This is a genomic window from Sphingomonas sp. S2M10, assembly GCF_012650175.1.
Classification (GTDB): domain Bacteria; phylum Pseudomonadota; class Alphaproteobacteria; order Sphingomonadales; family Sphingomonadaceae; genus Sphingomonas.
The window spans coordinates 12,921-25,973 of sequence record NZ_JAAILI010000071.1 but is presented as its reverse complement, the minus strand read 5'-3'; the positions used below and the strand labels follow the sequence as shown (position 1 = coordinate 25,973).

Sequence of the window (13,053 nt, the reverse complement as noted above, 5' to 3'; positions counted from 1 at the left end):
GCATTGCCGCATGTGGTGGGGGAAGGGGAGCAAAGATGAACGTCGCGGAGGATGTGCGCCAGGACGCGGGAACCCATGCGGACGCCTGCGCGTGCGGATCGGGTCTGCGCGGGGACCATTGCTGCGGCCTCGCCCATCCGGTGCCCCCGGTGGCGGGGCCGGAGGTCGACGCCGCCGCCGCGCTGCTGGCCGAGGTCTCGACCCGCGAGGACCGCGAGGCAATCCGGGCGGCGGCGCTGGCGCTGCTGGCGATCGACCCCGGCCACCATGTCGCGCTCGGCAGCCTGTTCCACCTCCTCGCCGACGAGGGACGGGTGCGCGCCGCCACCGCGGTGATCGATCGGGCGACCCGCCTGCACGTGAACAACGCCCCGCTCCGCATGCGCGCGGTCCGCTTCTTCCTCGCCCAGCGCGATCGCGCCCGCGCCTTGTTCCATGCCCGCATGCTGGTGCGCCTGGCGCCGCTCGACCCGCTTGCCCACAAGCTGATGGGCACCGCGTTCCTGGACAGCGGCAGCAACAAGCCCGCCGAGTTCCATTTCCGCAAGGCGCTGGAGATCGATGGCGACGCGGAGATCGCCCCGCGCCGCATGACGCCCGCCGAGATCGGCGAGGTGCAGGCGCTGCTCGCGATCGCGCTGCGCGGCCAGGGCCGGATCGACGAGGCGCGCGCCCTGCACCAAAGCCTGGACGCGCGCTGGCCCAAGGATCTGCGCCTGCTGCTGGAATGGGGGCGGCTGGAGGAGGCGGACCGCCAGTTCGACGCCGCCGCCGCCCTGCTCGATCGCGCGGCCGAGGTCGCGCCCGGCAATCCCGGCATCGCTGCCGCCCGCGCGACGCTGCTCCGCCGCCGCAACCAGCCCGAGCTCGCGCTGGACCTGCTCCAGCAGGCCGACACGGCCGACCGCGACCTGCTGCAGGAAGGGCATATCCTCGATTCGCTCGGTCGCCACGACGAAGCGTTCGACGCCTTCGCGACCTTCAAGAAGCAGCTGCTCGAGCGTACGGGCCAGCACTATCCGGCCGAGCAGGTCCGCGCGCTGGTGGAAGATCTGCGCGCCTTCTTCTCCCCCAGCCGCACGCGGATGCTGCCCCGGGCCGGGGTGCGCAGCGACGGCCCCCAGCCGATCTTCATCATCGGCTTTCCTCGGTCCGGCACGACGCTGCTCGAACAGATGCTGAGCGCCCATCCGGACATCGCTGCCGGCGACGAACTGCCGCTCATCGGCCAGCTCGCCGATCACTCGCCGCGCCTGCTGGGCAGCCCCGGCGCCTATCCGAAGTCGCTGAGCGAATTGTGGCTGGGGGACCGTGCCGGCTTCATCGATTCGATGCGCGACCAGTATCTGAACGAAGCCGCGCAGATCGGGGCGCTTGATCCGTCGAAGCGCTGGTTCACCGACAAGATGCCGCTCAACGAGACGCATCTCGGGCTTATCCACCTGCTGTTCCCGCAATCGCCGATCCTGCATCTGGTGCGGCATCCGCTGGACGTGGTGCTGTCGGTCTTTTCCAACGCGCTCACCCATGGCTTCCACTGCGCCGCCGCGCTGGACAGCACCGCCGCCCATTATGCGCTGATCGCCGAGCTGATCGCCCATTATCGCGCGGTGCTCCCGGGGCTGCGCTATCATGCGGTGCGCTACGAGGATCTGGTCGCCGACCCGGAGCGTACGGTGCGCGCGGCGCTGGCCTTTATCGGCGCGCCGTTCGATGCGGCGACGCTCTCCTTCCACGAAAATGCGCGCTACGCCCGCACCGCCAGCTACGCGCAGGTGACCGAGAAGCTCTACGATCGCTCGGTCTATCGCCACCGTCATTACCGCCGGCATCTGGCCCCGGTGGTGCCGGTGCTGGCACCCGCGATCGAACGGCTCGGCTATGCGGTCGAGACCGATGCGTGAGGCCGCTGCGCCCCGCGCGGCGGGCGGCCGCCTCGCTTCTCAATGCCGGCCATCGCGGCGGGACGCCTGTTCGTCGCCTGGCCTCGTTTCTGCACCATCGTCAGACAAGGGAGAATCATCATGAGTGGACCTACTGATCCGAACGGCCCCACGGCAGCCCCCAGCGCCTTCGCCGCTGCCGCCGCCAATCCGTTCGACATTTCCGTTCTGAACGGCGTGGTCTTCGACGCGGACAATATCGGTGTTCTGCCCGGTACTTTTGCAGCCCAGTCTATACCCGATCCATTACAGCCAGCATACGCATGGGCAGTCGGCAACCCCGATTTTGGGTTCGACGGCACCTATTTGCGTGGTCGTCCGGTCATCTATGGCACGGCTGATGGTTCAAGCGTGCTTGGCCTTAACGATCCCGGCGCGATCCAGATCGTCGACAGTTCCTACACGGCGGGCTTCACCACCGCTGATGGCTTGTACGCACCCCCGGTCTTCGGCCGCATTTCATTCGGCGGCGCTTACACCTTCGAGATTCGTGGTTTCGGCGAGGATGGCCGGTCGATACTGCTGGGCCGGGTTGTTGCTGACCCCACTAATCCGACCGCGATAACGACGAACGATCTGGTTTTTGCTGCCAATGGCGGGGCCTATGTGTTGAGCCTCGATACCTTGCCGATCTATTCGGACGTCAACAGGCCCGCAGGCACACCGCTCGCTTTCGGCAACCGGGCTCAGGACATCAATGCCTTCCAGGCAGCGGTATGTTTCGCCGAGGGCACCCGGATCGAGACGGCGGACGGCATGGCCGCGGTCGAGGATCTCGCCCAAGGGCAGCTGGTGCGGACCGCCTCGGGTGCGCTGCGCCCCGTGCAGTGGATCGGCCAGATGCTGAGCCGGCCCGATCGCCATCCGCGCCCGTGGGAGGTTCAGCCGGTGCGGGTCACCGCCCATGCCTTCGGCCCGGGCATGCCCGCGCGCGAGGTGCGGTTGTCCCCCGGCCATGCGGTGTTCGTCGACGGCGTGCTGGTGCCGGTGGGCAACCTGGTCAACGGCGCGACGATCGTGCAGGAGGCGGTCGACCAGATCCGCTATTTCCACGTCGAGCTGGAAAGTCACGACGTGCTGCTGGCCGAGGGGCTGCCCTGCGAAAGCTATCTCGACGACGGCAACCGCACGAGCTTCGCCAACGCGGCGGGCTTCACCGATCTGCATGGCCGGCTCGATCCGAAGAGCTGGGACCATGCCTGTGCGCCGCTGGTCGCCGCCGGGCCCCAGCTCACCGCCCTGCAGCTGCGGCTGCATGCGCGGGCCGAGCAACTGGGCTGGACGCGAAGCGAAGCGGCCAATCTGCGGATCGAGGCCGACGGCACCGCGATCATGCCGGTGCATGAAGAGGGCAACCGTTTCTGGTTCCTGGTGCCCGCGGCCCGGGCACTGGTGCTGCGTTCGAATCACGGCGTGCTGGCGCAGCTGGTCCCCGGGCTGGGCGACGGGCGCCAGCTGGGGGTCGCGGTGGCCGAGCTGCGCATCGACGGGGCGGCGGTGGATCTGGACGCGCCGATGTTCGGCGCGGGCTTCTACCCGGCCGAGCGCCACGAGGCGCTGGGCTGGCGCTGGACCGATGGCGCCGCGCAGCTGCATCATGCCCTGGCCGCACCGGCGATGATCGAAGTCGCACTGGCCATGGTCGCGCCCAGCTGGGTGCGCCCGGCGCCCGCGCTCCGCGTCGTGGCGTGAGGCAACGGACCCTTGGAATAAGCTGCCGGGGCCGGCAGCGACAGGAAGAAGGCGGTCCCGACGCAAGTCGGGGCCGCTTTCTTTATGGAGCGGGGCGCTAGCGGGCACCGCGTATCGCCCGGCGACGACCAGCGGCGGAAACGAAAAATGGCCCCCGGCTTGCGCCGGGGGCCAGGTGGTCGTGCAGTTGGTTGGTCTGAACGGCGATCAGCGGCCGGTCAGGCCCGAGCAAACGCCGCCGGCGGCGACGCTGCGGATCTGCAGGCCCAGCCCGTCGCTGCCGCTGAGGAACGACTGGTTGATCGCGTTCCGCCAGATGGTCGGCATCACGCCGATGTTCGAGCGGGCGAGCAGGCCGGAAGCCGCAGTGGTGGCACCGTTCGTGTTGAGGATGCCGGCGCGGCTGGTGCCGGTCGAGTCGGTCGTGATCGTCAGTACTGTCCAGCCGATGAAGTTGCGGATCGCATCGGCATTGCCCGCCTTGTAGCAGCTATAGCCGGCGAACTGCGTGGTGCCGGTGATCGGATAGCCGGTCGCCGGCGCGGCCAGCGTCGAGGTGCCGGCATAGAGCGCGCTGGTCCAAGCCTGCGGGTTGTTGCGCAGGCCGCGGCTGGTATCGCTGGCGCTGTACGAGCCGAACGCGTTGGTCTGCGGCGGGAGCGCGCTGTTCGCGACAGCGGTCGTGCCTTCCGTGGCGCTCGGCATCTTATAGTCGGCCGCATTGGCGCTGGCGCCCGCGCTGCCCTTGAGCGCCGCGGAGAACAGCGTGGCGTTCGGCGCCGGGGCGACGAAGTCCGAGCCGATATAGCCGATCTTGCCGTTCAGCTTCACGCCCGACGGCGCGACATAGTCCGGCGCATAGTTGATCGCGTTGGTGACGCCGCCGCTGCCGTTGGCGACGAGGAACAGGCCCGACCCGTTCACCTTGCCGCCGACGACGACCGGAGTCGCCGAGGTGCCGCCGGCGACGCTGCCGAAGCCCGAGGCGGTGCTGATGAAGTAGGTGTTGCTGACCGAATTGATCGTGCCCGCGGTCGTCGCCGAGGAGCTGGCGCTGAGGCCCGTGTCCGAACGGACCGAGGTGAAGTCCGGCGTGCCGGCGACACCGCGGCTATAGGGCAGGGTTTCGGCGTTCTGGGTGAACTTGTTGGTCTGGCCCGACGCCAGCACGCCCGAGCGCGAGCAGATCGTCGCGAGGTGGCGGCTGAACAGATCGGTCGTGCCCGAACGATCGACGCGGCCGACCAGACGGATCGGCGCGCCTTCGCTGGTCCAGCGGGCCGAGGTGTCGTTGGTCGTGTCGAACAGCGGCGTGCCGCCATTGTCGGCGGTGATTTCCGCGTCGTTCCAGTTGGTGATGTAGCCGTTGAAGATCTTGCAATAGGTGCTGGCGTTGAGCTGCAGGCCGCCCGCGGCGACGCCCAGGATGGTCTTCGGCGACACGACGTTGAAGTTCATCGCGGCGTTCGAGGTGTTGGTGCCGTAGGTGGGGTTATAGGCGACCGCGACCGGCAGCACGTACATCGGGAAGAACACGGCCGGACCGGCGGTGCCCGAGACGTTGTTGGTGTAGTTGGTCAGCTCGGTCGACGAGACGTTCGAGTCCGAGAAGGCGTACTGGATGCTGGTCCAGGTGCCGAACGGATTGACGTTGGTGCCGGTGAAGGGATTGCTGCCCGACGCGGTCGACCAGGCGGTCTTGCCGAAGCCCGAACCCGAGGCGACATATTTGGCCGAGAAGTTCGGCTCGAGCTGCTGCGTGCTGCAGTTGAAGGTGCCGCCCGAGGTGATCGGTAGGTTGGTCGGCTCGGCGATCACGGTGGTGGTGCCGGCGATCAGGCCCAGCGGGTTGTTGCCGCCGATGCAGTTCAGTTCCTGCACCAGCACGTTCTGGATCGAGGTCGCGCCCGCGCCGTGCAGGACGGCTTCGCCGTCGTTGCTGGCCGGGGCCGCGATGTTGGTCTGGGCCTGGGCGGCCGAGGCGATCAGGGCGCCGCTGGCGGTCGCCAGGAAGAGCGCAGTCTTGAAACGCGTCATCGTGAGTCTCCTGTTCGGTTGAACGTTTCCACGCAACATCGTCTTCGGGCACGCAGAAGGCTTCGCCCGCAAATCCTCAAGGATATCCGGTCGAAACATTCTCGTTTCCTTTTGTGGAGCACACATGTCCTTCCGCAATGCACAGATATATTCTGTTCATCCGGACAATAGACAAAATATGCTCGTTATCTGCGGCTTGTGAAACCCGCAGCATCTACAAATGATCATTGTTCGTTTCCGACTGATCATCGAGAAATTGTCAGACTCGGCTGAAAGCCATCTGACATATGCTGGGTAGGGCGCTGAAATTACAATTTTGTGATAATTGAAGTCACGGCTGATTTTGTAATAGGAATCTACAATAGTCGACGGTCGCGATGCGGCAGGCGAATTGGCGCGGCGCTCGGTGCGCGCGTGCAATGTTATTGTAGTATTGGCGCGCTAGGTCGACGGAGGGGTGCTCGACATCGGGCTCTTTGTTGTGGGCGCGCAAGGATATTGGGCGGTCATACTTTTACGACGAGTCCGGATTAGCATAGCATGTCGGAACGGGCGAGTATTGGAAGATCCTACGACAAAATGCCGGCAGCGACCGGGGCGGGTGCTGTTGCCGGCAGTGCCGAGGCGGATGTTCCCGACGGGCTGGAGGCGATGCTGCGCGGCGGCCGCTGCCTGTCCGAAGAGGCGCTGCAGCGCGCGCTGCTGATTTCCGCGGAAAGCGGTGAGCGGCTGGATGCGGTGATCACCCGGCTGGGGCTGATGTCCGAAGACCGGCTGCTCGCGGAAATGGCGCGGGCGACCGATCTGCCGGTGGTGGCGGCGGCGGCGATGCCGGGGCAGCCGGTGGCGGGCGCGGCGCCCTCGCTAGCCTTCCTGCGCGATCTGCGCGCGCTGCCGATCGACTGCGACACGGCGCGGGTGCGGGTGGCGGCGTGCGATCCGTTCGACCCCTTTGTCGAAGAGGCGTTCGGCTTCTTGTTCGGTCGCGCGGTGGAGCGGGTGCTGGCGCGCCCGAGCGACATCGATGCGGCGATCGAGCGGCTCTATCACCCGCGCGACACCGGCGCGGACGAAACCGATGCCGCGATCGACAGCGACGATCTGGAACGGCTCAAGGATCTGGTCAGCGACGCGCCGGTGATCCGCGCGGTCAACCGGCTGATCGCGCGGGCGGTGGATGCGGGCGCGTCCGACATCCATGTCGAGCCGAGCGACGACGGATTGGTCGTGCGGCTGCGGGTGGACGGCATGCTGCGCGAGGCCGCGCGGATGCCCGCGGCGATGCGCGCGCCGCTGGTGTCGCGCATCAAGGTGATGGCGAGCCTCAACATCGCCGAGCGACGGCTGCCGCAGGACGGGCGGCTGCGGCTGTCGGTGCGCGGGCACGAGATCGATCTGCGCGTGGCGACGGCGCCCTCGATCCATGGCGAGAGCGTGGTGATGCGCATCCTCGATCGCTCGAAGCTGGCGCTCGACTTCGGCGCGCTGGGATTCGATGCCGATCTGATCGCGCGGATGCGCGCGGCGATCGCCCAGCCGCACGGCATCGTGCTGGTGACGGGCCCCACCGGCAGCGGCAAGACGACCACGCTCTACGCCGCGCTGACCGAACTGAACCGGCCCGAGCGCAAGCTGCTGACGGTGGAGGACCCGATCGAATACCGGCTGCCGGGCATCGTGCAGACGCAGGTCAACCCGGCGATCGGCTTCACCTTCGGTACCGCGCTGCGCTCGTTCCTGCGGCAGGACCCCGACGTGATGATGGTCGGCGAGATCCGCGATACCGAAACCGCGCAGATCGCGGTACAGGCGGCGCTGACCGGGCATATGATCCTGTCGACGCTCCACACCAACACCGCGGCGGGCGCGGTCTCGCGGCTGCTCGACATGGGGGTGGAGCCGTTCCTGCTGGGATCGGTGCTCACCGGTGTGCTGGCGCAGCGGCTGGTCCGCCGGTTGTGCCCGCACTGCCGCGCCCCCTATGCGCCGGCCGAGGCGCCGGCGACGCTGCAGCCGGTGCTGGCCGCGCAGGGCGTTGCGCAGCTGTACCGGCCGGTCGGTTGCGCGGCGTGCGGCGACAGCGGCTATGCCGGGCGGTTGGCGCTGCTCGAGTTTCTCGCGGTCGATCCCCGGGTCGGCCGGCTGATCCTCCACCGCGCCGACACACCGGACATCGCCGCCGCGGCCGAAGCCGGCGGGATGCGCAGCCTGCTGGCCGACGGCGTCGCGAAGGCGGCGCAGGGGCTGACCAGCATCGAGGAAGTGCTGCGCGTGGCGAGCGGGGAAGGCTGATGGCCCGCTTTCAATATCGTGCGCTGAAGCGCGACGGCGCCGCGCTGTCCGGGCAGATCGAGGCGGCGGACGGCGGCGCGGCGATCGAGGCGCTTCGCCGGACCGGCGCGACCCCGGTCGAAGTGCGGCAGATCGCCGACGCCGCTGGCCGCACCCGTCCGCCGGGCGGTTCCGGACGGGCGGCGGGGGCGGCGAGCATTGCCGAGCTCGCGGTGCTGGTCGAGGCGGGATTGCAGCTCGATCGTGCCCTGGCGCTGGCGATCGAGAATGTCGAGGATCGCAGGATCGCGGTGCATCTGAGCGATATCCTGCGCGACGTGCGCGAAGGCGCGCCGCTTTCCCGCGCGATGGCGCAGAAGCCCGCGCTCTTTTCCGCCACTGCGATCGCGATGACCGAGGCGGGGGAGGCCAATGGCCGGCTGGGCGAGGCACTGTCCCGCCTGGCCGAGACGCTGGAGCGCGAGGCCGACCTGCGCCGGCTGGTGGTTTCGTCGATGATCTATCCGGTCGCGCTGCTGGTCGTGGCGCTGGGCGTGGTGCTGCTGATGCTGCTGTTCGTCGTGCCGCAGTTCGAGAGCATGTTCGCCGGTGCCGAAGCCAAGCTGCCGCCAGCGACGGTGGTGGTGATGGGGGCGAGCCGCTTCGTGCGGGGCTATGGCCTGATGCTGCTCCTGGCGATCGGCCTCGGACTGGGGGGGCTGGCGGCAGCGATGCGGCAGCCGTCGGTGCGGCTGGCGCGCGATCGGCTCCTGCTGGCGCTGCCGCTGCTCGGCGAATTGCTGCGCCGGATCGAGACAGCGCGCTTCGCCCGCACGCTGGGCGCGCTGCTCGAGGGTGAGGTGGGCCTGACGAGCGCGCTGGCACTGGCCGAGCGGACGATCGCCAACCAGGTGATGGCGGGTGCGATCGGTCGTGTCGCACAGGGCGTGAAGCAGGGCGGCGGGCTGACCGCGCCGCTGGCCGCATCCGGCGTGCTGCCGCGGCTGGCGATCGGTTTCCTCCGGACGGGCGAGGAAACCTCGCAGCTCGGCATGATGCTGACGCGGCTGGCCAATGTGCTGGATCGCGACGTGCGGACGCGGCTGCAGCGGCTGATCGGGGTGCTCACCCCCGCGATCACGGTCTTTCTGGGCGCGACGGTGGCGGCGATCATCGCCGCGATCATGTCCGCCATTCTCGGCTTCAACGATCTGGCGGTGGCATCATGAAAAAGCGAAGCATGCAGGGCGCGAGCGGATTCACGCTGCTGGAGCTGCTGGTCGTGCTGGCGATCCTGGGCCTGCTGGCGGCGATCGTCGGCCCGCAGGTGATCAAGTATCTCGACAGCTCCAAATCGCAATCGGCGCGGGTGCAGGCGAAGAACATCGTCGCCGCGCTCAATCTGTTCAAGCTGGATGCCTCGCGCTATCCGACGCCGGAGGAAGGATTGCCGGCGCTGGTGAAGCAGCCGGCCAACGTCCCGAGCTGGAACGGCCCCTATCTGCCCGAGCAGACCGCACTGATTGATCCCTGGGGCAGACCCTATCTGATGCGGCTGCCGGGCGAACATGGCGATGTGGACGTTTACACGCTCGGGTCGGACGGGCAGCCCGGCGGAACCGGCGAGGCGCGGGATGTCGGCAGCTGGTAATCCCGCCGGCTTCACGCTGATCGAGGTGCTGGTGACGCTGGCCATCGCCGGACTGATCAGCGCCATCGCCTTTCCATCGCTGGAGCGCGCGCTGCGGCGCCAGGCGTTTCTCGACGCCTCGATGCGCGTCGAAGCGGTACTGCGCTCGGCGCGGGCGGATGCGGTGGGCGGCGGCCAGGCGGTACGGCTGCGACTCTCGCCCGACGGGCATGGCCTTGCCGATGGCGACACGGTGGAAACCGTGCCCGATGATCTGGCGCTGCGCCTCCCCGCCGATGGCGTGGCCTTTTTCCCCGACGGCAGCGCGCGGGGCGGCGACCTGACATTGGCGGGGGCCGGGATGCTGCGACGCTGGCGGGTCGCGGGCGGCACCGGCCGGGTGGAGCGCATCCAATGATCCCTGCCGCCACCCGGGAGGACGGGTTCAGCCTGGTCGAGGTGCTGGTGTCGCTCGCGGTGATCGCGGTGATGAGCGGCCTGCTGTTCGACACGCTTTCCCGCAATCTCCGCCTGGCGCAGGAGATGACGCGGCGGCGCGAAGCGGTGCTGCTGGCCCAGTCGCTGTTGGCGGAGGCGAGCGTCCCGTCACCCGGCACCGGCTTGCAGGATGCCGGTCGGCGCGGTCCGCTCGCGTGGCGGATCGATCGGCGGACGCAGCAGGACAATGCCCGCGACACCGGGCCGCGCCTGCAGGAATTGCGGATTCGCGTGACGGATGCCGCGACCGGCCGGCCGCTCACCAGCGTCACCACCCTGCGGCTGGCGCGATGACTCGCCGTACCGCCTTCGACGCGCCGTCGCCCGGCGAGCGCGGCTTCACGCTGATCGAAGTGCTGGTGGGACTGGCGCTGACCGGCATGGCCGCGGCGATGCTGCTGTCCGGCCTGCACTTCGCCGGCATGGCGGCGCTGCGGCTGCGCGGCGAGAGCGGTGGTGCCGATCAGGTCGTCTCCGCGCAGCGCCTGTTGCGCGCCACGCTGACCCGACTGAAGCCGATCACCGATCCGCGCGCGATGGCACCGACGGTGCGGATGGAAGGCGAGGGCACGCGGGTGCGCTTCTTCGCAGCGCCGCTGGACCGCGACGCGCCCGACGCGCTGCATCAATATCAGCTGGAGCGCACCAGCGACGGCAGGCTGATCCTGTTCGACGCGGGCATGCGCCGGATCGATGTGCGGCGCGAGGGAATGCGCGTCGAGGGCTGGAGCGCAACGCTGCTGGCCGATCGCGTGACACGATTGTCGCTGCGCTATTTCGGCGTGCCGCCGACCGGCGGCGCACCCGCCTGGCAGGATCGCTGGTGGGGGCGGGGCCAGCCGCCGCAGCTGATCGCGGTGCGTGTCGATTTCCCACCGGGCGATGCGCGGATCTGGCCCGACCTGCTGGTGCGACCGGGGACGACGATGAACACGAGTTGCACCACGTCGGACAGCGCGATCGATTGCGGGAGCAATCTATGAGCGGACGCGGCCTTCTGGATGCCGATATGGCGACGCTCGCCCGAATGGCGGCCGATGGCTGGCGCTGGTGGACGGGGGAGCTGGCGGCGATGGTGCCGCCGGCATGGCGTAGCGGCGGACGCTTCCCCCGCTACTGGCTGCGCGGCCCGGCGCTGGTGCCCGAACGGGCCGGCCGCGCCGCTGCGGGCGCCCGTGTCGCGGTCGTCCTGCCGGAGGACGCGGTACTGACGCGCACCATCGAGCGCCCTGCTGCGGGGCCGCGTGACCTGCGTGCGATGCTGGCGATCGAGGGCGACCGGCTGATGCCGTTCGGCGAGGAAGGTGGCCTGGTCGCAGGACGGGCGATCGGCGCCGGCCGTGTGCCCGGCCAGATGCGGGTCGCCGTGGCGGGACTGCCGATCGCGACGGCCCGCACGATCGCCCCGGCGCTGCAAGCCGATCGCCTGGTCGCCGCGCGCGTGCTGGTGGCGGGCAGCGCCGTCGATTTCGCCCCGGCCCTGCGGGCTGCGGGGCTGCTGCCGCGGCCGGGCAGTGCCGCGCCGCTGCTCTGGGCGGTGGTCGGCTTCCTGCTGTTCCTCGTCCTCGCCGCGACGATCTGGCGCGATCAGGCGCGGGTCGATCGGCTGCGCGGTCTGGTCGAGGCGCAACAGCCTGCCATGGCCATCGCCCAGCAGATCGGCCACCGCGCGGATGCCGCCCGCCGCATCGCCGCGACGCTGGTGGCCGAACGGCGGCGCCACGACGTGCTGGGCGTGCTGGCGCTGACGGGGGAAGCGCTGCCCGACCAAGCCTGGCTCCAGCATTTCGTTTGGGACGGCGTCGAGGTCCGGCTCACCGGGTACCGGCCGACGGGGGCGGACGTCGCGGCGGCACTGCGCGCCACCCGACGCTTTCGCCAGGTCCAGTCGAACGGCGACGACGCGCAGAACCCCGTCACCGGCGCCGCCGCGTTCGACCTGACGGCGCGGGTGCGGCAATGATGCGCCCGCTTTCCGCGCGCGAGCGGCGCATGGTCGCGCTGCTGATCCTGTTCGCGCTGATCGCGGCGCTTCACCTGGCGGTGGTGCAGCCCGTTCTGGACGGCTTCGCCCAACGCGCGGCGGAGCGCGAACGACTGCAGCTGCGCTATGTCCACAATCTGCGCGCCATCGCGGCGATCCCGCGGTTGCGCCGGCAGGCCGAGCGCGATCGTGCGGCGCTGACCGGCTATGTCGCCGATGCGTCGACCGCCGAGGCCGGCCGCGACCTGCTGCGCGATCGGTTGCAGCGCGCCGTGGCGCAGGTCGGCGGCGCGCTCGGCGAGAGCGAGGATGCCGAGGGCCGCCCCGGCTGGGCGCGGGTCCGCGCGGTGGTGCGCTGTTCCTATCCGCAACTGGTCGCGCTGCTCGGCCTGCTGCAGCGCCAGCCGCCATGGCTGGTGATCGAGAGCCTTTCCATTACCGGGCAGGAAGGTGCTGCCGGTGCCACCCCGCTTCTGGATGTCGATCTTGATGTCTCGGTTCCGCTCCGCGCCGCTGCGCTTCGATAGGCAGTCGCGCCTGCCGCTGCTGCTCACGCTGCCGCTGGCGGCGGCGCTGGCGTTCCAGCTCGCGGTTCCCGCGGACGACGACCTGCCGCCGGCAGGACCGCTTCCGGGCGGGCGCAGGGCGGACGGCACGGTGCTGCCGGCACCTGCCGTTCCGCCGATCGGCATGGCCGCCCGGTCGGGGTTGTTCACGCCGCCGCCGCCGGTGCCGGCAGGCGGCACCGCCGTGGCCGGGCCGGTCGTGCTCGGATCGATCGCGGTGCGGGGTGCCCGCGCCGCACTGGTCCAGGGCGCCAATGGGCGGATCGCGCGGGTGGCGCCGGGTCGGATGGTTGCCGGCTGGCGGCTGGTGGCGATCGAGGCGAACGCGGTGCGCCTGGCGCGCGGGACGGACAAGGCCATCGTGCCCTTTGGCGGTCGGGTGACGCCGCCGCCTGCGGGCACAACAGGAGAACCACAATGATTGCGCGCGGC

General features: G+C 69.6%; 12 protein-coding genes. 11 read left to right on the top strand and 1 reads right to left on the bottom strand.

The genetic code is table 11. From position 1 onward, the window contains the following. Window positions 1-35: 35 nt before the first annotated feature. Complete coding sequence (locus S2M10_RS17190) at window positions 36-1,904, top strand: tetratricopeptide repeat-containing sulfotransferase family protein (RefSeq protein ID WP_168847157.1); 1,869 nt, start codon at window positions 36-38, stop codon at window positions 1,902-1,904. Between the two features lie 120 nt (window positions 1,905-2,024). Next, window positions 2,025-3,635 carry a Hint domain-containing protein gene (locus tag S2M10_RS17185; protein WP_168847156.1) on the top strand — a complete coding sequence of 537 codons (1,611 nt, stop codon included), beginning with the start codon at window positions 2,025-2,027 and terminating at the stop codon, window positions 3,633-3,635. Between the two features lie 207 nt (window positions 3,636-3,842). Here the strand turns inward: S2M10_RS17185 and S2M10_RS17180 are convergent, their stop codons facing one another. Further along, entirely contained in the window at window positions 3,843-5,672 is a 1,830-nt protein-coding gene (locus tag S2M10_RS17180) for a substrate-binding domain-containing protein (protein ID WP_168847155.1), read from the bottom strand. 579 nt (window positions 5,673-6,251) lie between these two features. On the opposite strand from S2M10_RS17180, the gene S2M10_RS23010 reads away from it, so the two are divergent. From S2M10_RS23010 to S2M10_RS17135, 9 genes are read left to right on the top strand one after another with little or no spacing between them, the layout of a single operon-like run. After that, window positions 6,252-7,964: a GspE/PulE family protein gene (locus S2M10_RS23010; RefSeq protein ID WP_282098061.1), complete on the top strand. Its 1,713-nt coding sequence runs from the start codon at window positions 6,252-6,254 to the stop codon at window positions 7,962-7,964. Continuing rightward, the gene (locus S2M10_RS17170; protein WP_168847153.1) at window positions 7,964-9,172 is read left to right on the top strand and encodes a type II secretion system F family protein; all 1,209 of its coding nucleotides are present in this window, start codon (window positions 7,964-7,966) and stop codon (window positions 9,170-9,172) included. Before S2M10_RS23010 ends, S2M10_RS17170 begins: the two co-directional genes overlap by 1 nt. Next, a complete protein-coding gene (gspG, locus tag S2M10_RS17165; protein ID WP_168847152.1) occupies window positions 9,169-9,594 on the top strand; it encodes a type II secretion system major pseudopilin GspG in 426 nt (141 codons plus the stop codon). The genes S2M10_RS17170 and gspG overlap by 4 nt, the downstream gene beginning before the upstream one ends. Beyond that, complete coding sequence (locus tag S2M10_RS17160; protein ID WP_168847151.1) at window positions 9,578-9,991, top strand: prepilin-type N-terminal cleavage/methylation domain-containing protein; 414 nt, start codon at window positions 9,578-9,580, stop codon at window positions 9,989-9,991. Before gspG ends, S2M10_RS17160 begins: the two co-directional genes overlap by 17 nt. After that, on the top strand, window positions 9,988-10,365 hold the full coding sequence (locus S2M10_RS17155; RefSeq protein WP_168847150.1) for a type II secretion system protein: 378 nt from the start codon (window positions 9,988-9,990) through the stop codon (window positions 10,363-10,365). The genes S2M10_RS17160 and S2M10_RS17155 overlap by 4 nt, the downstream gene beginning before the upstream one ends. After that, on the top strand, window positions 10,362-11,054 hold the full coding sequence (locus S2M10_RS17150; protein ID WP_168847149.1) for a prepilin-type N-terminal cleavage/methylation domain-containing protein: 693 nt from the start codon (window positions 10,362-10,364) through the stop codon (window positions 11,052-11,054). Before S2M10_RS17155 ends, S2M10_RS17150 begins: the two co-directional genes overlap by 4 nt. After that, complete coding sequence (locus S2M10_RS17145) at window positions 11,051-12,034, top strand: PilN domain-containing protein (protein ID WP_168847148.1); 984 nt, start codon at window positions 11,051-11,053, stop codon at window positions 12,032-12,034. The genes S2M10_RS17150 and S2M10_RS17145 overlap by 4 nt, the downstream gene beginning before the upstream one ends. Beyond that, entirely contained in the window at window positions 12,034-12,582 is a 549-nt protein-coding gene (gene gspM, locus S2M10_RS17140) for a type II secretion system protein GspM (RefSeq protein WP_168847147.1), read from the top strand. The genes S2M10_RS17145 and gspM overlap by 1 nt, the downstream gene beginning before the upstream one ends. Continuing rightward, window positions 12,542-13,042 carry a hypothetical protein gene (locus S2M10_RS17135; protein ID WP_211091112.1) on the top strand — a complete coding sequence of 167 codons (501 nt, stop codon included), beginning with the start codon at window positions 12,542-12,544 and terminating at the stop codon, window positions 13,040-13,042. Before gspM ends, S2M10_RS17135 begins: the two co-directional genes overlap by 41 nt. Window positions 13,043-13,053: the final 11 nt, after the last annotated feature.